The sequence below is a fragment of the Flagellimonas alvinocaridis genome (assembly GCF_965248585.1).
Taxonomy (GTDB): Bacteria; Bacteroidota; Bacteroidia; order Flavobacteriales; family Flavobacteriaceae; genus Flagellimonas; species Flagellimonas alvinocaridis.
Genome location: NZ_OZ252111.1, coordinates 618698 through 636983, shown reverse-complemented (window position 1 = coordinate 636983; position 18286 = coordinate 618698). Strand labels below are relative to the sequence as shown.

At 41.9% G+C, this 18286-nt stretch carries 15 protein-coding genes; 2 read left to right on the top strand and 13 right to left on the bottom strand.

Translation table 11 applies throughout. From position 1 onward, the window contains the following. Positions 1-164: 164 nt before the first annotated feature. Positions 165-332 (bottom strand): hypothetical protein, encoded by a 168-nt coding sequence (locus ACP14V_RS02800; RefSeq protein ID WP_272610732.1) that lies wholly within the window; start codon positions 330-332, stop codon positions 165-167. A 340-nt stretch (positions 333-672) separates the two neighbouring features. Here ACP14V_RS02800 and ACP14V_RS02795 point away from each other — a divergent pair, with 340 nt between their 5' ends. Next, entirely contained in the window at positions 673-1587 is a 915-nt protein-coding gene (locus ACP14V_RS02795; RefSeq protein ID WP_272610733.1) for a hypothetical protein, read from the top strand. Positions 1588-1628: 41 nt separating this feature from the next. On the opposite strand, the gene ACP14V_RS02790 is transcribed toward ACP14V_RS02795, so the two are convergent. From ACP14V_RS02790 to ACP14V_RS02750, 9 genes are all read right to left on the bottom strand, one after another. Then, positions 1629-2690: a type II secretion system F family protein gene (locus ACP14V_RS02790; protein ID WP_272610734.1), complete on the bottom strand. Its 1062-nt coding sequence runs from the start codon at positions 2688-2690 to the stop codon at positions 1629-1631. A gap of 74 nt (positions 2691-2764) precedes the next feature. Further along, on the bottom strand, positions 2765-3235 hold the full coding sequence (locus ACP14V_RS02785) for a PulJ/GspJ family protein (RefSeq protein ID WP_272610735.1): 471 nt from the start codon (positions 3233-3235) through the stop codon (positions 2765-2767). Then, positions 3228-3560 (bottom strand): hypothetical protein, encoded by a 333-nt coding sequence (locus ACP14V_RS02780; protein ID WP_272610736.1) that lies wholly within the window; start codon positions 3558-3560, stop codon positions 3228-3230. The genes ACP14V_RS02785 and ACP14V_RS02780 overlap by 8 nt, the downstream gene beginning before the upstream one ends. After that, the gene (locus ACP14V_RS02775; protein WP_272610737.1) at positions 3548-4822 is read right to left on the bottom strand and encodes a hypothetical protein; all 1275 of its coding nucleotides are present in this window, start codon (positions 4820-4822) and stop codon (positions 3548-3550) included. The genes ACP14V_RS02780 and ACP14V_RS02775 overlap by 13 nt, the downstream gene beginning before the upstream one ends. Further along, positions 4819-5277: a hypothetical protein gene (locus ACP14V_RS02770; protein WP_272610738.1), complete on the bottom strand. Its 459-nt coding sequence runs from the start codon at positions 5275-5277 to the stop codon at positions 4819-4821. Before ACP14V_RS02770 ends, ACP14V_RS02775 begins: the two co-directional genes overlap by 4 nt. Then, positions 5274-5966 (bottom strand): hypothetical protein, encoded by a 693-nt coding sequence (locus ACP14V_RS02765; protein ID WP_272610739.1) that lies wholly within the window; start codon positions 5964-5966, stop codon positions 5274-5276. The genes ACP14V_RS02770 and ACP14V_RS02765 overlap by 4 nt, the downstream gene beginning before the upstream one ends. A 2-nt stretch (positions 5967-5968) precedes the next feature. Next, positions 5969-6685, bottom strand: a complete 717-nt coding sequence (locus tag ACP14V_RS02760) for a hypothetical protein (RefSeq protein WP_272610740.1) — start codon at positions 6683-6685, stop codon at positions 5969-5971. A gap of 70 nt (positions 6686-6755) precedes the next feature. Further along, positions 6756-10211 (bottom strand): T9SS type B sorting domain-containing protein, encoded by a 3456-nt coding sequence (locus tag ACP14V_RS02755; protein ID WP_272610741.1) that lies wholly within the window; start codon positions 10209-10211, stop codon positions 6756-6758. 153 nt (positions 10212-10364) lie between these two features. Continuing rightward, complete coding sequence (locus ACP14V_RS02750) at positions 10365-10994, bottom strand: IS1 family transposase (RefSeq protein WP_272610937.1); 630 nt, start codon at positions 10992-10994, stop codon at positions 10365-10367. Between ACP14V_RS02750 and ACP14V_RS02745 the strand changes: the two genes are divergently transcribed. Next, positions 10880-11299 (top strand): hypothetical protein, encoded by a 420-nt coding sequence (locus ACP14V_RS02745; protein WP_272610943.1) that lies wholly within the window; start codon positions 10880-10882, stop codon positions 11297-11299. The two genes, ACP14V_RS02750 and ACP14V_RS02745, sit on opposite strands and share 115 nt — an antisense overlap. 171 nt (positions 11300-11470) lie before the next feature. Here the strand turns inward: ACP14V_RS02745 and ACP14V_RS02740 are convergent, their stop codons facing one another. The 3 genes from ACP14V_RS02740 to ACP14V_RS02730 are packed head-to-tail and all read right to left on the bottom strand — an operon-like array spanning position 11471 to position 18286. Then, positions 11471-12103, bottom strand: a complete 633-nt coding sequence (locus ACP14V_RS02740; RefSeq protein ID WP_272610742.1) for a hypothetical protein — start codon at positions 12101-12103, stop codon at positions 11471-11473. A 10-nt stretch (positions 12104-12113) separates the two neighbouring features. Further along, a complete protein-coding gene (locus tag ACP14V_RS02735) occupies positions 12114-12764 on the bottom strand; it encodes a tetratricopeptide repeat protein (RefSeq protein WP_272610743.1) in 651 nt (216 codons plus the stop codon). Between the two features lie 5 nt (positions 12765-12769). After that, positions 12770-18286, bottom strand: a complete 5517-nt coding sequence (locus ACP14V_RS02730) for a DUF6443 domain-containing protein (RefSeq protein WP_272610744.1) — start codon at positions 18284-18286, stop codon at positions 12770-12772.

Genomic DNA, 18286 nt, shown 5'->3' with positions numbered 1-18286 from the left:
AACGGATCTTTTTTCCGCTTCCAAACTATCCTCTTTTCCTGAGAAACAAGAAATTAATATCAATGTTATAATTAAGGGAAATGATTTTTTCAAATGAGTGGATGTTAAAAAAAAAGAGCTGTGCCAAAAGAAAGACACAGCTCAAATTAAACAAATATTCCTAACTATTCATCATCACCTGGAGGTGGAGGTGGAGGTGGAGGATTTCCATCATCCCCCTCCGTTGCTACAGTATGGTAAAAGGTATCGGTATCGGCTATGTCTTCTGTAGTACAAGAAAACATAAACATGTTCAAAACGACGGCAATCAAGGCCAAATAGATTTTCTTCATTTTTATGAAATTTTTGGATTAGACAAAGGGGTGACTGTCCGGGATTTTCCCGGAGTTGTTTTGCTTTTCAGCCACCCGTGAGTGTTGGAGTACTCCTTTGTTTTTGGAAAGTGGAAACTGTAAGCGGCAGACTTGGCTACTTTCCTACGGGCCAAGTACTGGCCGCATTACAGAATCCCATAAAAATGAACTTTCTAGAAAAGCTATGTTAGCAAAACATAGCAGTATTCATTTTCAGTTGTAAAATTATTGGTGCTTAACGGCTATCTTTATAAGTGATTCCAAGAATTCCAATGATTCCTATGAATTCCAGATAAATCCAAGAAATTCTAAACCAGCCATGGAACCAAAAACCTATGAAAGCTATAAAAGGGAGATTTTAGAGCAGTACAGAAGAGAGAATGGGGGGGAAATCAGAGGTTATCTCTCTAGTCCAACTCGTAAACAAATTAGAGAGGCTTGCCTATGGTTATTGAAGAGACGTAATTGGAAATATGATGAAGAAATTCTAAATCGGTTTTTTCAATTTAGTGGCGAGAAAAGTAAGTCACTACAAATACAACAATTCAATCCTGACAGATTTGTTCCTATTGTCAAGTTTATTAAAGGAAAAACAAATGATACCTCAATTGAAAATCTGGAATTAATAGCCTGGTTAATAGATTTTAAGCCGAGGCCTTTGACCATATATTTAAATTCTGACAATCCTGTTGATTTAAAAGAAGTATCAAAAAAAAATGAATCCGACCCCAATATTGATTTTGAAACGATAGAAGACATATCCGTAGAAGATATAATTGACAAGAAAAAAAAGAAAAGGCGTAGATGGGTTATTACTATAAGTATTGCATTTGCCACTGTTTTATTAACCAATCTAGCTATAAGACATCCAATATTCAATTCCAAAACATTACCTGAACATAGCAACCAATGTATGGCATGGGCCGATTCCTCGTATGTTAGCATCTCCTGTGCAAAAAAACCCTATTCTCAGTACGGAACCCCTATTGAACCTCTGAATCAAATCAAATTGGAAAACTTCAAAAGAGTCAATGTTACAATGGCCACCTCATTTTTCTCGGAAGATGGCAAACCCATGATTTGGTATTTTAAGAACAAGGATGGGGAAATTGAATACTATACCGCTCCAGGACTACACCCCATAACAGGCAAAACGCTACGCGAAATAACACCATATATCATACAAACCTACGTTCCTCCTCATATAGAAAGATCGGACTCATTTGTGCAATAAGATTATTACATAATTCTATATCAAAAAATCTGTATACGATTCTATCCCAACACACTGCTCAACCTGAACATTGGGAGATACATCGACACCAAGATAACCCCCACAAAAAATCCTATGACCACGATGATCAATGGTTCCATGAGAGTCGACAGCATTTTTGATTTTTGTTGTACTTCAAGGGCATATTGTTGGTGAAGTTTTTCAAAAATGAACTCAGTTTGATTGGTCTCCTCGGCTACTTTGATCAAGGATGCTATTTTATTGTCAAAAATTTTGTTGCCTTTAATACTTTCGTGAAGGCTCACTCCTTTCATTATCCGCTGCTCCATTTGATCCAAGGCATCTTGGAGCGGGAAGAAATGAATCATCTTCTTGACCATCTGGATGCTGTACAACATGGGAACCTTGGAAGAGGTGAGCAATGCCACCGCTTGGGTAAACTGGGCCAAGTAAACCGATTGGATGAAACTTCCCACATAGGGAAGTCGCAGTACAAATGAATCCCATTTTCTTTTTACGCCCTCTCTTTCCAAAAGTGATTTCCGTAAAACCAGAAATGTAAGCAGTCCTAAAAAAAACAGCCATCCATAATCCTTGATAAGATTTGAAAGCGAAATTATCCATCGGGTAATAGTGGGCAGCTCCACCCCATTCTGCCTAAAGATATCCTCGAACATGGGCACTACCATTCGCAACATAAAAACGACCACTAAAATTGCTGTACATAGAATGATCAACGGATAGGTGAGTGCATTGACCAAATTTCTTCGTTGCTCGTTCTTTTGCGCAAAAAAAGCGGATAGTTCTTGGGCAATTTCAATCAAATTACCACTCTCCTCTCCTATTTGAATGGAATAGTATTCATATTCCGTGAACTCTTTTTGATTCTTAAGAATTTCCGATAGACTGTGACCCCCGTCCAATTTATCCAACATTTGGGCATAGAACCCTTTCAGTTTCTCCTTTTTCTGATTGTCTTTCAACAATGCCAAAGCTTCCCTGAGATGAACCCCAGCTTTTAACAAAAGAGCCAACTCCCCATAAAATTCTTCTTTCCTTTTAGTATTGAAGAAAGTTCCGAAAAGGGTGACTTCTTTTTTCAACAATTTCTCCAGTTTCTGATCTTTGGAAACTTTTGTCGTTTTTTTGTCTAATGTATGTTCTAGTTTAAACCCCATCATTGGTTCAAATAACTGGTTGCTGAATTCTTTTTGAAAACGAAGATTCTTTTTGACCCTTCTTGTTCCGATGTGTAAAGATCTAACGCATCTATCTCTCCATTTCCCTTGGCTTCCCCATTAAAAAATGTTTTCCTCACTGCTAATTCAACAAAGAATGTATCCAACTCTTTGACCACATATCCATCCTTAAATTGATATTTTATCTCTCTTGCCTCATTGATGAATACCAGTTCTTCTTTTAATCCATTGAACCATACCCCATCAAACTGATTAAAGTCAATCCAAAGGCTCTGCTTCATCAGATTGAGTTCTGTGTTCCGCTCATAACTTCCTGTTATACCGTGCATTTGTAGTTGAACCAAACGCAGTACGCTAAAAGCCAAGCCTACTACAATACTGGTCAATAGCAGCACCATCAACATTTCACTCAATGTGAAGGCCGGTATTTTCTTTGAACCCTTATTCATCCAAAACTGTAAAAGAGATTTCCTTTGCGGTTTCATTATGTACCGCAGAGAATATCATTTGATCAACGGATTTCCCAGTTTCCTTTTTGACCTCTAGACTCCACAAACCAAGTTCATCGTAGTAAGGTACAACCAACTTGTCATGATCGTGTAAGTACTGTAATTTCATAAGTTCTTGTCTCACCTCATCATCGTTCCGTGAAGCATTTCCAACAAATACCGAATTAAGGACCATACTGGCCACCATGAATACAACAACAATGAGTACGGTCGCTACCAAGGTTTCCATTAGTGTGGAAGATTTAACACGTTTCAATAGAGCCATTTCACGGTTTGGTTTGCAGATTTATTTTCAAAGCAAAGCCCTCCATATTCCCCGGGGAGCATGTCAGCATTTATCTTTCCATTATACAGATGGTTCAGATAAGCGTTACCATTTTCAAAGACAGAGAAGGCATTGGTAGTAACACTTCCATGGACGGTTCCTCTCAATTCCATTGCCTGTGAGCAATATACCTCACCAACGACCATTGAATTTTTCTCGATCCTAATATTGGGAACACGTCTAGATGGTTCATTGTCATCATCCATATAAATGATTGCTCCTGAGACCACTGCCCCTGTTTCCAAAGAAATATTTGGAACCATACTGAGGGTTGGCTCCTTTTGCCCATTCACTTTGGAATTTTGGACTGCCAATACGGTCGGGTAATCCAGTTGGGCGTTTTTGCCCACTTTTATCCAATCTCTGGCTATGGCTTGAAAATTTCCGCTGACACCATCACGTACTTCAATCTTTGGCGCTGTTAACAGTACATCTTTTAAAAGTGATGATGCATGGACAACTATCATATCAGTGGCCCAAACCATGATATTCCCTGAAAGCTTTACATTTTCCAAATCAATCATAGATCCCTTGACAATTTGGCCCTCCTCCTTAAAACTGTTTTTGAGCACCAAACCATTTCTAAGATCAACATCTACCCCACTCGGTTCAAAAAAAAGAGTGGTCATTTCTGCCAATTGCTTTTTTTGCCCTGCCTCCAACTCGGGTAAAATGGGTGTACTTTGTTGCTTCTTCCCATAGACCAATTGAGGTTTGTTGTAACCATATCCGCCAATGTTACCCATCTTGATTCCCCTTTGGGGCAAGTAGACCGTCCCTGTAATCTTTGCATCACCTACAATGACCATGGGTCTCTGGTCATCCTTTAGATACAAGGCCACTATCTCTTCTGAACTATGCCCTACAAATCCGGTCTTTATAAACTGTAGTTGTCCTTTTTTGGCCAAAACGGTTCGTCTTTCCAAGATTCCCCAATATTGCTTTTCCACATGGATGTCAATCCCCAAATTTTCATGATCGGGAACTTTCAATGACTCTCCTTTTTTCATGTTTTGCCCAAAGGAATATGCCAGCCCCCTGTCCGTTGCCTGGATCAGCGCCACGGTAATGTCCGTTTTCTTTTTAAAAAGGGTATGGGTCTGTGAAATCAACATAAAGGACATTAGCAGTACTGCAATAATGGTCCCTATGAAGAGTACAAATTGCAATGCCCCTGCCTTTATCTTTTTAGTCCATATCATTGGGAACGATTTACGATCTCCGTGGTTCCACCATAGCTTACTTTAATGGTTTCCTGATTTCCACTAACCAAACGAACATCGTTGACCACTTCGTTACGGGACATCAAAAACTGTTGGCCATCAATGGTAACAAAGTAAAGTGTGCTGCCAGATCCACTTTTGGAGACCAATCCAGAATACACAATATTCTTTTTGGGGACTTTGGTCTTGGGTATTGATTTTTTAACGGCCTCTTTCTTTATAGGTGGCATGGTCCCCAAAAAGGGGTCCCTATAATTGGCCATTATGTTAAATGTATCCCTTTCCTTTTTCAGCATGGGCAGTTTTGCCATGGAAACAGGGGCATCCTCTGGCAAAGGTTTGGGTGATAATGCCCCGACCACCTTAAAACCAATGATTCCCCAAATGAGCAATACCAAGCCCAAGAGTGTATATGTCTTTACATTTTTGCTCAATTGCCAATGGTAAAATTAAAGGCTGTGCTGAAATCGCTTTTGTTACCAGCTGCATCATAGGCCCTGACCACCCAATAATAGGTACCTTCGGAAACATTTCCGCTAAAGGTTTTATTCGCCCCTAAGGCTTTGGTAGTCAAATTTTGAAGGCTTTCATCCGAATAGATAAAGATGCTGTCCCGTTCTGCTGTTCCCGGAACATCTTCCCGGGTCCAAGAAAAATTCACAGTCGTTCCTTCCTGCGTTGCTCCATTTGCTGGAGCCACTAATTGTGGCGTGTTGGGCGGGGTCAAATCCAAATTTTCATCTCCGTTTACCTGAAACCCGTTCTCCACGTATACAGTTTCATAATCACTATTGAATGCCTTGATACGCCAAACATAGTTGCCATTGAACAGGTTTTGGTCGATTCGGGTAGGCACATGACCAAGGGTGTCCAACTCTACCACACTGTCCAGTACCAATTGGGCCGCATTCTCAAAATCAGGGGTAGCCACCTGTATACTATAACCTGTGGCATCCTCAATGGTCTCCCAATTGAAGCGCACGGAATTTACGCCCAACACACTTCCATCCACGGGAGCCAGTACGGGAACGGTCCGGTTGGAAATGTCAGGCACTTCCAGAATATCCTCACAGCCCATAAAAAAGCAAACAAAGGGCAAAAGGGCAAATACAATCCTTTTCATCGTTATAGTTTTAAATAGGCATTGGTCACATCCAACTTGCCGGGGTTTTTCTCGGTGTCCCCTGGACAGGCGCTTCCATCCATCAAGATATTGGCAATTTGTAGTTTCCCCCTTCTGTCCCGTTTCCAACAGAAATTAGAAGTTTCAAAGTCGAATATTTCCAAGGACGACACTTGTATCTGGGATGCCTTATTTCCTTTATGGAATTCCAATGCGAGTGAACCTCCATCAGTAGTTAGGAAGAAATGTTCTGAAGTATGGATCCATTGTTCCGTTTGCGGATCTGTTATAAAGGATACCTGGGTCAACACTTCCAAATCCTGATCTTGCTCAACATATGCTTTTAGGGTATGGTTGGATGTATTGTTCAATTGGGCGCTGAGGTTCACGGCATCAATGATCCGTATCTGGTAAAACCGGTGTTGTACTTCTGTTGAATCCGTAAAATCCATTGAAGGTGCCGTCCCCATGGCTTGGCTGTACTTTATATACCTCGTCTGCATGGCGGGTGTAAAAGCCAAGGAACGGATGGATACTGCAATGGGGTCTTTTAAAATAGGCTCTCCTACCTTTTGGAAGTCTTTTTTGAAGAGTTTGGATTGGTGTTTTCCAATGGAACCGATGCAAGGAACATGTGATTCCACTTTTTGCATCTTGCGCAAAGGACCACAGGCATTGAGGACCAATGCCATCAGCATAATAACAATTGTAGGTTTCATTTCTAAGATTCTGTAGGAAAATAACGCGTTTTATCCTAAAGTGTTGTGTTGAATCTTATAAATAATTACCCTAGCGTTTTAAGGAAAAATGCCCTGTTTGGACCTTGCCTTGATCATACTCATAACGGAACCAATAATCGGAAGAGGGCATTGGTTTTCCGCGATAGGTTCCATCCCAACCCTTACCATCTGGATATATCTGGATCAGTAGTTTGCCCAACCGATCATAAATAAACAACTGGGAGTCCGTGAAGTGCAGACCCTCCACTATGTTCCAATAGTCGTTTATCCCATCTCCATTGGGGGTAAAGAACTTCTGGTATCCTACTACAACAATGTCCTTCTCCAATGTCCTGCAACCAAAAGGATCACGGACATAAACAGTGTACTGTCCTGGAAATACCTCAAATTGATTACTTGTGCCAAATGTGAGACCATCCATGGAATATTCGAAATTACCAATACCAATGACATCCACGGTTACGGTGACCCTATCCGAAAAGCCATCGGTGTGTATCGTGAAGCTATCTGGCGCGCCCGAGGACACCACCTCAAAACTGACAGAATTGGAACAGGCAACCCCATTTCGCGTCTCTGTGACCGTCAATTCATAATTTCCCAATTCAGTTACATCCATGGTCATCTGATTTCCCACAATATTTCCCGAAGGACCCTTCCAAGAATAGGTTTCAAAAATACCAGCATCAATGACCAACTCTGGGCTATCTGGACAAATTACGTAGGTTTCCTCCAAATCTGGGTGTGGCAAGGGATTCACAATCACATTGAAATTGGCAATATCGTAACAGGATGTCAACTGGGTATGCTGCACCCTCACATAAATTATTTCATTGTATGCGGTATTGGCGTAATTATCTTTGGAAAGGGGGCTGTCAGCACTAAGGGCGTCCAATTCTGTTGCATAATAGGCCACTTCGTATACTGTTGGGTCTTGGCCGTTAAGTACTTCGCCATCTTTTTGAGATAGGTTGAATTGATAACTGCCAATCCCTGCATCATCACAGATTACAATATCAGTGGGCCGATATGCAGTAGGTGTGTCCAATACTTGTAAAGCAAAACTGCCGACCGAAAAACAATTGGGATTATTAGAGTTTTCCAATCTGAAATAAAGGGTCTGAGGATTGACATTGTTTTCATAGTCCCCAAAAATGGCATTTTGTCCCAACTCGGCATCCGCTTCCGAAACATAAAAGGAAAGGGAGGTCCCGCCGACGTTCTCTAAAATCCCATCTGCCTTCTCATCCAGGTCGAATACCCAACGTCCATCATTATTATCATCGCAAACCGACCAATCCGATACATTGGGAATCTCTGGAACATCAAAAATATTGAGTTGAAATGACGTAGTGGCATAACAGGAACTGTCCAATGCGTTGGACACCCTAATGTATATGGTATTTTGATACGTGTTACTTGTATAGTTGCTAGGTAATTGGTTCAAATTGCTGTCGGCTTCCGCTTGTGAACTGTGATAGGTTATCACCACACTCGACGAACTTTGCACCCCCAAAACTTCCGGTTCCACTATAGTCAAATCAAATTCTGCCGTTCCATCATTGTTTGCATCGCACAACTCCAAATCGGTAGGGGTATTGGCCAAGACCTGATCCATCACCCCAACGTTAAAAGTACCTGTTCTGTAACAATCCGGGAACGATGAATTCTCCACTCGAAAATATAAGGATTCATTGTCCACTGAAGATGTATAGTTGGTTCCCAGAGCATTGGTACTCCCATCCGCATCCATCTGGGTACCATAATAGGAAATGGTAAACTCCAAAGGATCCTGCCCATTCAAGATTTCAGTGTCCTTGGAGGTCAAATCAAAGAAATATTGACCGTCACCATCATCATCACAGACCACCCAATCCGATACTGGGACCAATTGGGGGGAGGCCTTTACCAGAACATCAAAACTGGTGGTATCATAACAAGCATGATTTGCGTTGTTCGTTATACGGACATAGACCGTGGTAAGCCCTTCCGCAAAGCTGGCAGACTCGGGCAGTGGGCCGGTATTGTTATCGGCTTCGGCTTGGGATGCAAAATAGTTGATGGTAAAATTGGAGGCGGGTTGAGCCCCCAACACTTGGGCGTCCAATGTACCCAAATCCAGATGGTAGTTGGTCCCGGTTTCACATACCTCTATATTGGTGATCGCATTGGCCGCCGGCACTTCCGAGATGGTGACTTGCTCCTGCTCCGTTTTGGTCTGGACACCCAAGGTAATTGTTACACTAACCGTATAATCCCCTGCGGAAGCATAGGTATGGGTAGGGTTTTCCATAGTGGACGTAGTACCATCCCCAAAATTCCATAGCACCGTGGCCGATGGATCCTGGGCAGGTAAGGAAAATGTGGTTGTATCCCCAAAGCAGGTATTACTGTAAGAAATATTTCCCGCCAAGGTATGGATATTGGAAATGAATGTAGGAAGACCTAAAAAACCCTTCCTTCCGCCTAAGTAGATGTCGTTATGCCTATGATCACAGTTTACACCCAAATTGTTGGGTTCATGGATTACATCCAAATATTCACTCCTGACCTTTACCCCATATATCTTAGCATCGGGTCCTAGTTGCAAGGAACCATAGGACCTGTTATTCTCAGTTCCCAGGACAACCCTAGAATTTTCTATGTCCAACTCCATACCGGCATTCAGGTTAAATTGGCAAACTCCCTCATAAAATGCCACATACAATACATCACTGTTCGGTGAAAACTCAATACCGTAACTGCCAATATTCCGCATTAAGGTGATCAGGTTGGTGATACTGCCTGTATTCTCATCAAAATCATATACCTCCACTTCCCATCCATTGGCCATCGCCAATCTTTTTCCATTCGGGGAAATCTTGATCTGTCCGTTTTCTCTTTTGCCATCAAGGCTAGCCACCCCAATGGTGCTCACCACGGGTGTGGCGCTTACCCCTGAGGCCGTAATATCATAGGCCAAAAAATCATTTTCGGTCACTTTACGGGTAACGATCCAGAACTCGTCCGAACCGGCCTTTTTATAAGAAGCCACTCTTTCCGTAACCCCAGTGATCATAAGGGTGTTTTTATTGGTAATTCCTCCCAATCCTCCATCCAGGCCCATATCCACCACGGAGTATCGCAAGCCCCTCCCTCCAGAAACCAAGTCAACCGTAAAAATGTAATATTCGCTGGAAGAGCCCGGTTTTGGGACTATTACCGCAGAATGCGTACTGGAGGCGTCTCCAAAAAGACCCGAACCGTTCTGCATAACCTGATGGTTCTTATTGTATACGGTAATACCATCGGTATAGAACATGAGGTTTCCCCCATTATCGGAAATCGTGGAACAACCTTCGCGTGTGTACAGGGCCCCATCCAGTAGGGGTACTGGTGTCCCACTGTTAAAATCCAAACCGGCATTATATCCAAAATACCAGATATTGGCCCTATTCTGGGCCTCGACCCCAACAGACAGCAGTAACAAAAAAAGAGAGGAGAAAATTGTAGTTTGGCGTAGGTTCACAAAAGATAAGGTTAGTTCAGTTTAATTCACGGAAAATAGGATTTTTCCTTCATAGCCCCAAACTTTTTCCATGTACTGCTTCTTTTTAAGGTATGCTGTTCAATTACACTTTAAAACAGCATGAGCTATAACGTGTTTGGAAAACAAAATGGTTCAGCCCCAAAAATAAATCCGCAAATGGGCCTCTAAATACGCCTTGCTTCTTGAAAAGCATATAGTTCTCCTGCTTAACCTTTTAATATGGGTGCGTAAAGTCAGGTTGTTTCGTTCTATACAATTGGTGCAATACCGAAAACGCCTATGAATCCCAGCAGGGATCAAAGCAGGGTAAATGTTCAATCTGTCCGTATAGATTCGCTTGGGGCGCAATAACAATATCTTGGTAATAAGTGGTTGGATATTGGCCTTGGATTTATTACCGACAAAAAAGTCAACAATTCTTTTTGTCTCCCGTTCCATGGCGTATGTAATCCAGATTGGATTGGTCTTTTGCCCAATGAAACTCCATAGCTCATCAACTTCATACATAGAGCCATGCTTTGTTGTGCATGGCGACTTTATGGCATTACTTATCTTTATGATTCTTGCCAGTACGGTTTTGGGAGAAATCCCTATGATCCTTGAAATGCTTCTTACCCCACAACCTTCTTTTAGCAACCTTTTTATCAATGGGTTTACTTGGGGACCATAGGCTTTATATTGATATTGTTGTTGAAATGACTTTTGACATAATGTGCATTTGTAGCGTTGGTTCCCCTTTTGTTTTCCATTCTTTATTGCCAATCCTTTGCAATGGGGGCAGTATTTTTTATCCATCAACTAATTTACTACACGTTATGGAAAAGAGTGCGTATTTTATGATGCCTGATGGACTTTCTTTGTTCATGGAATACCCTATAATGACAAAAACCAGTATCTGGAGAGCATCCATAATACTGGCTTTTAATTATTTAATCTCAAAAATGGGTAAAACAACTATTTTACTACATTACCAACATTGCTCAGTCACTTTCAAAGAACTTTTTGAAAAAGTAATGGAAAAAATGATTTTGGACAAAATTTTAAGAGGTACTTTATCCATCAACTAATTTACTACACGTTACGGAAAAGAGTGCTCATTTTATGATGCCTGATGGACTTTCTTTGTTCATGGAATACCCTATAATGACAAAAACCAGTATCTGGAAAGCATCCATAATACTGGCTTCTAATCATTTAAGTTCAAAAATGGGTAAAACAACTATTTTACTACATTACCCTTACTGACTTGGATTTTTTACTATTGGGACACCTTTGGGAATTTCAAACATTTCGGATGCGAGTTCCTTTCTTTCTAACTCTGTTAATTCTATTATCAACTTTGATTTATCTATATCCCTGACCATTTTTATTGGCAATGCGCCTTTTGTTTTTTTCAAACAATAATACCATAAACCGTAATGATGATTTTGAAAATCTTCAGGGTCAACTTTTATTGATGAATTAAAATAATAAAGAGTAATTCCTAGGTTACTTTTCACTTCTAACAAATCGCAGCTATATCCCGAAATAATGGAACTTTCTTCTTTAATCTTATAACTAATCACTTCTTCAGAAACGTTATTGGCATCTAAAAACATGATACTGTTAATACCGTTTATTTCACTATATATGGTATCATTGCCTGTATAATATTGAGTTACTTCTAACATTCCATTCATTATGGATTTGTATTTGTTCTCCTTAATAAAATATGATTGTGAATCACCCATAAACTGGACCACCTGATCATCCGTCATTTGACCGGTTTTATCTTCAAAGATCAAATTGTATTTGATTAATCCTTCAAAATCTGAATCCTGTGCTGATGAACATGTAAGAATTAATAAGAAAACCACTGCTATTCTATTCATTACAAACCATTTAATTTACTAACCTTACTAGATTATTATACTCATCTTCTGAAACAGTAATCATTCCAAGCTTTGGATGTTTAGGAAACTGAACTTCCTTTGACTGATAGACATCATATGCTCTTTTGGCGTGTTCTTTTGCAATACTAATTTCAGAAATTCCTTCATACAATCTTGCTAATACAAAATGGTATCTAAAAATATCATCCTTGAAATCTAAGGATCCCCCTGTCTTAATAAAATCATCGGTTAGAAGTCTTACTGCTTCAAGGAATCTATCCCTTTTATTCAAATTAACTATTGCCTCAGCAAATTTAATATCAGCAATACCACTTGTACCATTTCTACTGTTTTGATAATAATTAACTACCTCCTGATAGTGCTGTATCGCCTTTTGATATTCTTTTTTTTGGAAATAATAATCTCCAAGCTGCTCATGAGCAAAATAAGAATGAAATAATTCAGTTGAATATTCTTCCGTAACTCTTTCCAACAAATTAATTCCTGCTTTCTGTTTACTATTGTCCTCTGAATTAATAAGATTACTTCCTTTAATTCTAAGGTATTGGGCTTTATTAAAGGAGCCTCTTGATCTTTTTAACTTCTCCTCAAACGCCATCTTCATATCTTCATCCCAATCTTGATTATCATACCAATCCATAATATTTATTTTCCTTTGTTTTGCGGGCCTAAATCGTCTCTTCTAATAACCTTTGACTTTTCCATAACGGTTTGAGACACTTTTGTATTTGTTCCCGTAATTATTTTATGCTCCATATCTTGACTTTTTGCCACCTCCCTTTGTACTCTGATCTGTTTAGTATCATAAACGACCTTTGTATCTTTTATTTCTGTAACAGCATTTTCCATGCCATCGGGAATAGTATTTTCTAACTTGCCCGTTTTTGGGTCAGTTGCACTATATTTAGTAGTATTTTTAGTAATTCCTTCTTCTTTAAGTACCCTAGTTTCACTATCTTTACCTCTTTTTAATGCTTTCTGGTCAATATTAAGGTTTTTTATGTCCTTTAGAACCTTTGGATTGACCATAGGAACTCCTGTTGCGTCAGCAATTGCATCTTTGGCAACTTCTTTAACAAATCCCCTTACCCCGTTTGTGCCTGCTCCTCCAGCACCAATCATCAAAGTATTTGCTTGGAGGTTTTTCGCATATTCAATGGCCTTACCATCAGCAGGATTTCCAGTTGGTGCATTGGAAACTTCTGCCGCTAATAAAAATACAACTACAACACAAATTGGACAATTTCCATCAGGATCAGTATAATATACTGGGTTGTTCCATGCATATGCATAAGGTGATTTGTCAATTTGATTGGGGTCTTCAGCAAGAGCATCGATTACTCCCCACCTACCCAGTGCCGGGTCATAGTTCCTTGCACCAAAGTCGTACATCTCCAAACCAAAACTATCGTCATACTCCTTCCCGCCGAACTTCCACTTCTGCGCCACATCGTTGCCAAGTGGAGACATACCACTGTCATTGTACCCTTTGTGCTTAAGGCCGAAAGGGTAGTAGTTGTTTTCCTCTACGATTTCAAGTGAAACAGGGTTGGCATTATTCTGATTGGCATCCAAATAACTCAACCGTATGTTGCCCAAATGGTCCTTGTACTGGTACACATAGTCATACCCGCCCATACCATCTGAGGCCACATAACCTTCCGGGTGGCTAAAAAACTCAAAGTTTGGCCCTGCCCCACTATTGGAATACACAAAATTGCCTGCATAGTCTGTCACAGAACCTCCCCCGGACACCGTTTTCCGCAACTTGGTGCCCGTGGCGTCATAAACATACGAAATATTACCAGAATCCGTAACAATATTTGTAGGAAGATTTAGATGATTGTACAAGATGCTAGTAATTCCCTTATTAAGGTCTTGGGTCATGTTGCCGTTTACATCATAATCATACTCTGTACTCTGCACTGCTCCGTCATTAAATCCGTAGGTCGCACTTGCACCGTGCAACTCCTGTACACTTAGCAAACGGTTACTGTTGGCATAGTACTCATAATCCAAGTCATCCATTATACCAAGACCTGTGTTGTTCGCCAAAGAGGGACTTGTACTTGTCCATCCTTGTCTTTGCAGGGTCCCTATGTTCCCATTCTTGTCATAAGTCACACCTGTCAGGTTGTACTTTCCTGTATTGTCCACTGCATCCGTAATCCTGTTGAGCGCATCGTAAGTGTAATCATAGGATTTCAAAGAACTATCCTGGTTGTCCGTACGCCACTGCGTCCGGGAAATGTTCCCGTTGTATAACGGCTTCGTACCCCCGTTGTAGGTTATCCCAAAGTTAAACAGTTTATCCGGAGTTGTATCGGAAATATCGTTGATTCCCGTAAGCCATCCACGTATATTGTAGGTGTAGTCTACCGTCTGCAATGGGGATGCCTCGGTGTTCCCCACTTTCTTGCGCACCAACTGGCCCAGTTCATCATATTCATTACGTGCTATGAGTTCCTCTTCCCCCCCGGTGCCCGAGACCGAAGGGTCTATACTGAACGTTAATCCACTTGGGGTTCCGGATATGATGGTCACCGGCTTCAACGTTATACTGTTTGGGGCGGCAATATTATAGTCAACGGTCTCATTCTCAATGATGGGGTTCGGCTCCACGATGGAACCAGAGCAATCGTAGCCCAAGTTTTGATTTCCTATGCATTGGGTCTGCTTCAGCAATCGTCCCACATGGTCATATTCAAAATTATCCAGTGTGGCAATGGTACTGCCGTTCCGGGTATGGGATGTATGCACCTTTACTGGCTTGCCCACAAAATCCAGTTTTGTCTTGACAATGTCCACAGTACCCAAAAATGAATTCTCACTGTAGGTATAAATCGGTCGGCCCTTGGCATCGTACCGGGTCACCGTGGTAATCCAATGGTTTTCTCCCAGCACCTTCACCTTGCTCCCCGTTGCCAGTCCCTTTGTCCTATTATCTACATTGGCACTAAAGACTTGTGTTGGTGGTGTAGGTTCGTTTGCCCTGTCAAAATCATGGTCATCATAGTAATTTATGGTCAATATCTCAGTAATATTGGCCGTGGGGTATGCTCCATTGTCATAATTTACATCAATGCTCCCGAAAGGGTAGCTATTTCCTTGTTTCACCCAAAGGTCCGCTGTAAGTACATCTACACTATTGGTCTGGATCACCTCCCTGGCACGACCATCCGTTACCTTGCCCGTATAGGCCACTCGGCCCAGAGCATCATACTTGGTGAAGAGCCACTCATTATTGGCCCTCTGTATGCTATCTTGGGTCATAATGGGTTGGTCCAGCTTGTTGTAGACAATATGCTCCCATTCCTTGCCCGGTATTTTTTTCTCCACCAAACGGTTGCGGTGATCGTATACATATTGGTAGCCCAATCCGTCCAAACCGGAGTTGATATTGGCCAAGGTTTCCGTGGTGGCATCCATCTTGGGTGGCAGAACGTAGGTGAGGTTCCCATAGTCATCATACACATAATAGGTATCATGGGGTATTTCCGCATCCTCGGGATCATTGGTGTCCCCATCATCTGTTGTGTCCATATCCGCATAGGTGCGCTTGAGCACCACACGGCCTTGTTTGTCCTTGAACTCCTCCGTAGTATAGTTTTTGGTAGCGGTCCCTGGATGGTTCTCGTCATAGGTGATGGTCTTGTAGAGTTCTCCAGGCAAGTAATGACCATTATCCGTTAAGGTTGGTACATATGTCTTATCGGCAAAGCCAAGGGATACATTGTACTGCTTGACCTCAAGAGTATCGTTGACCAAATATTCAAAACCTATAGTGTGGTCATCGCCAGCAATGGAAAGTTGCCAATCCTTACCTGGAGCTGCTTGTTTTAGGACACGGCTCAATGGAGAGGGTTCCAATTCCTTTTGGGAAAAGGGATTGGGCGACCCAGATAGAATATCTTGCCCATAATTTGACTCATAGTAGATATCTACATCAGAATCGGCCTCAGTTCTAAAGCTCCCGAGTGCTGTGGATAAGTCTTTATCAGCGTAAGGAAGCCATTCCTTTTCCTGTCTTCCAAAATCATCATACCCGACATGCGTCACAACATCAAAGGTGTCCCCATTGTTGTCCTTGGGTGTTTGTCCAAGACCCAATTGTTGGGATGGACGGCCCAGACCATCAAAAAAGGTGATCTGTTGTATTAGGATATCGTTCTGCACAAAACGCAGGGGATCAATCATAGTGGTACTTTCCTGTTGATAGGTACGGGAATAGATATAGTTATGATCCTGTGGATTACTACTATGCACCTCACAAGCATTGCTTGGGTCATCAATTAATGGGCAATTATCGGAAGAGTTTGATACATAACCCGAAGGTTGTTCGCATTGAACCAAGGTATCACCGGGATCTCCCAACCCATCACCATCCCCTACATCTGAATACCATGTTTGGGGTGAAGGTTGTGCGTTTATGGTCATGTTATCCGACGTACCGGAAGTACATTCTTCCAAAGTGGCCGTCACCGAATAAGTTCCGGGTGGAGCCGTTACCGTATCCCCAATTCTTGTCACCCCAGTAGATGGAGATATGACATAGGTATATGCACTGTTATAATTTGTGATGGTAAAAGTTCCAGTGGCTACCGAACAGGCGGGTTGGGATCCAATTTCCAAAGCGGGGTCCTCTGGCACCGTCTTTACCCCTGCAGTCACCGTTAGCTTTGGCCCCTCACATCCATTCACTTCTGCCGAGACTTGGTAATTTCCCGATTGGGATAGTGAAGGGGAGTAGTTTGCACCACTGGCAATGTACGTTCCTGATGCATTGTACCACTTGTAGGTGGCACCCGATATTCCAGAGGCTGTCATGGACACTACTCCGGGGCCGCAACTGGGAATGACATTGACCGTAGGGGCAACAGGCGGGGTAAGTACCACAGCGGTGACTGTGGTCTTAGATCCTTCACAACCATTAAGTCTGGCCGCTACCTGATAGTTTTGTGAAGTTGAAAGCGATCTAGAAAAAGTCGTTCCGCTTTCCAGATAGTTTCCAGAAGCGTCATACCATCTGTAGGTCGCTCCGGATGTGCCTGAAGCTGTCAAGGTCACGGTTCCAGGACCACAACTTGGATTGACATTGACCGTAGGGGCAACAGGCGGGGTAAGTACCACAGCGGTTACTGTGGTCTTAGATCCTTCACAACCATTAAGCCTGGCTGCTACCTGATAGTTTTGTGAAGTTGAAAGCGATCTAGAAAAAGACGTTCCGCTTTCCAGATAGTTTCCAGAAGCGTCATACCATCTGTAGGTCGCTCCGGATGTGCCTGAAGCTGTCAAGGTCACGGTTCCAGGGCCGCAACTTGGATTGACGTTGACCACGGGCTCATTTGGAATTGGCCTAACTTCAGCAGTCACTTCCAATAGCTCTGATGACTCAAATTGGGTAGATTGGTTAAACGTGGATACCCAATAGGTTTTTGTTGTAGTCAAATTAACTTGAAAGTTATTGTTTTCACTCAGTGGGGTCCCCCCAGTAGAAGGCACATCATACCAACGTACACCATTACCATTAGAACCCGGGGTTGCCACAAGGGTTTTAGTCCCTGGACCACATCGATATTGTACCGCATCTCCAGTTGGCTTACCGATCGTAACCGTGTTCTCGTCAACCTGTCCATCACAATCATTATCCACCCCATCATTGATTTCGGTAGCGCCCGGGTGTATGTTTGGGTTGCTGTCCACACAATCTGAACTGTTGGTTACATATCCTGATGGCTGCCCATAAGATAATTTTGTGTTATTGGCATCTCCATAATTATCTTGGTCAAAATCGCGATAATAGGTAGAAGGGGTTCCCCGTGTAACATAAATTCCCCCTGATCCTCCATTGGAATAACTGTACTGAAACAATGCCTCTTTACTTGTACCAGGGTCACACTGCACCCTAATTATGTTATATTGATAGTGATCAACATTGATCCAATCTGGCACACCAGAGAAGGTTATAGTTCCCGTACAGGCTCCCGGCTGGGTATTGGACCATGTAATGGTTATATTCTGGGTGCCTCCACTTGTGGAAAATGGTACCGAACCACTATCACTAGACAACCCATCCAATGAGCACTGGGCATTTAGGCTACCTGAAGTAACAAAAAAGAATAGTGTACTAAGGCCAAAAAGTATCTTATAATATGATTTCAT

What these genes read in the sequence shown, in the direction of transcription:
- ACP14V_RS02765 (WP_272610739.1), bottom strand. Translation starts at nt 5,966, where the DNA reads ATGAAAAGGATTGTATTTGCCCTTTTGCCCTTTGTTTGCTTTTTTATG.
- ACP14V_RS02735 (WP_272610743.1), bottom strand. Translation starts at nt 12,764, where the DNA reads ATGGATTGGTATGATAATCAAGATTGGGATGAAGATATGAAGATGGCG.
- ACP14V_RS02760 (WP_272610740.1), bottom strand. Translation starts at nt 6,685, where the DNA reads ATGAAACCTACAATTGTTATTATGCTGATGGCATTGGTCCTCAATGCC.
- ACP14V_RS02730 (WP_272610744.1), bottom strand. Translation starts at nt 18,286, where the DNA reads ATGAAATCATATTATAAGATACTTTTTGGCCTTAGTACACTATTCTTT.
- ACP14V_RS02800 (WP_272610732.1), bottom strand. Translation starts at nt 332, where the DNA reads ATGAAGAAAATCTATTTGGCCTTGATTGCCGTCGTTTTGAACATGTTT.
- ACP14V_RS02785 (WP_272610735.1), bottom strand. Translation starts at nt 3,235, where the DNA reads ATGAATAAGGGTTCAAAGAAAATACCGGCCTTCACATTGAGTGAAATG.
- ACP14V_RS02775 (WP_272610737.1), bottom strand. Translation starts at nt 4,822, where the DNA reads ATGATATGGACTAAAAAGATAAAGGCAGGGGCATTGCAATTTGTACTC.
- ACP14V_RS02795 (WP_272610733.1), top strand. Translation starts at nt 673, where the DNA reads ATGGAACCAAAAACCTATGAAAGCTATAAAAGGGAGATTTTAGAGCAG.
- ACP14V_RS02780 (WP_272610736.1), bottom strand. Translation starts at nt 3,560, where the DNA reads ATGGCTCTATTGAAACGTGTTAAATCTTCCACACTAATGGAAACCTTG.
- ACP14V_RS02745 (WP_272610943.1), top strand. Translation starts at nt 10,880, where the DNA reads ATGGGTTTACTTGGGGACCATAGGCTTTATATTGATATTGTTGTTGAA.
- ACP14V_RS02740 (WP_272610742.1), bottom strand. Translation starts at nt 12,103, where the DNA reads ATGAATAGAATAGCAGTGGTTTTCTTATTAATTCTTACATGTTCATCA.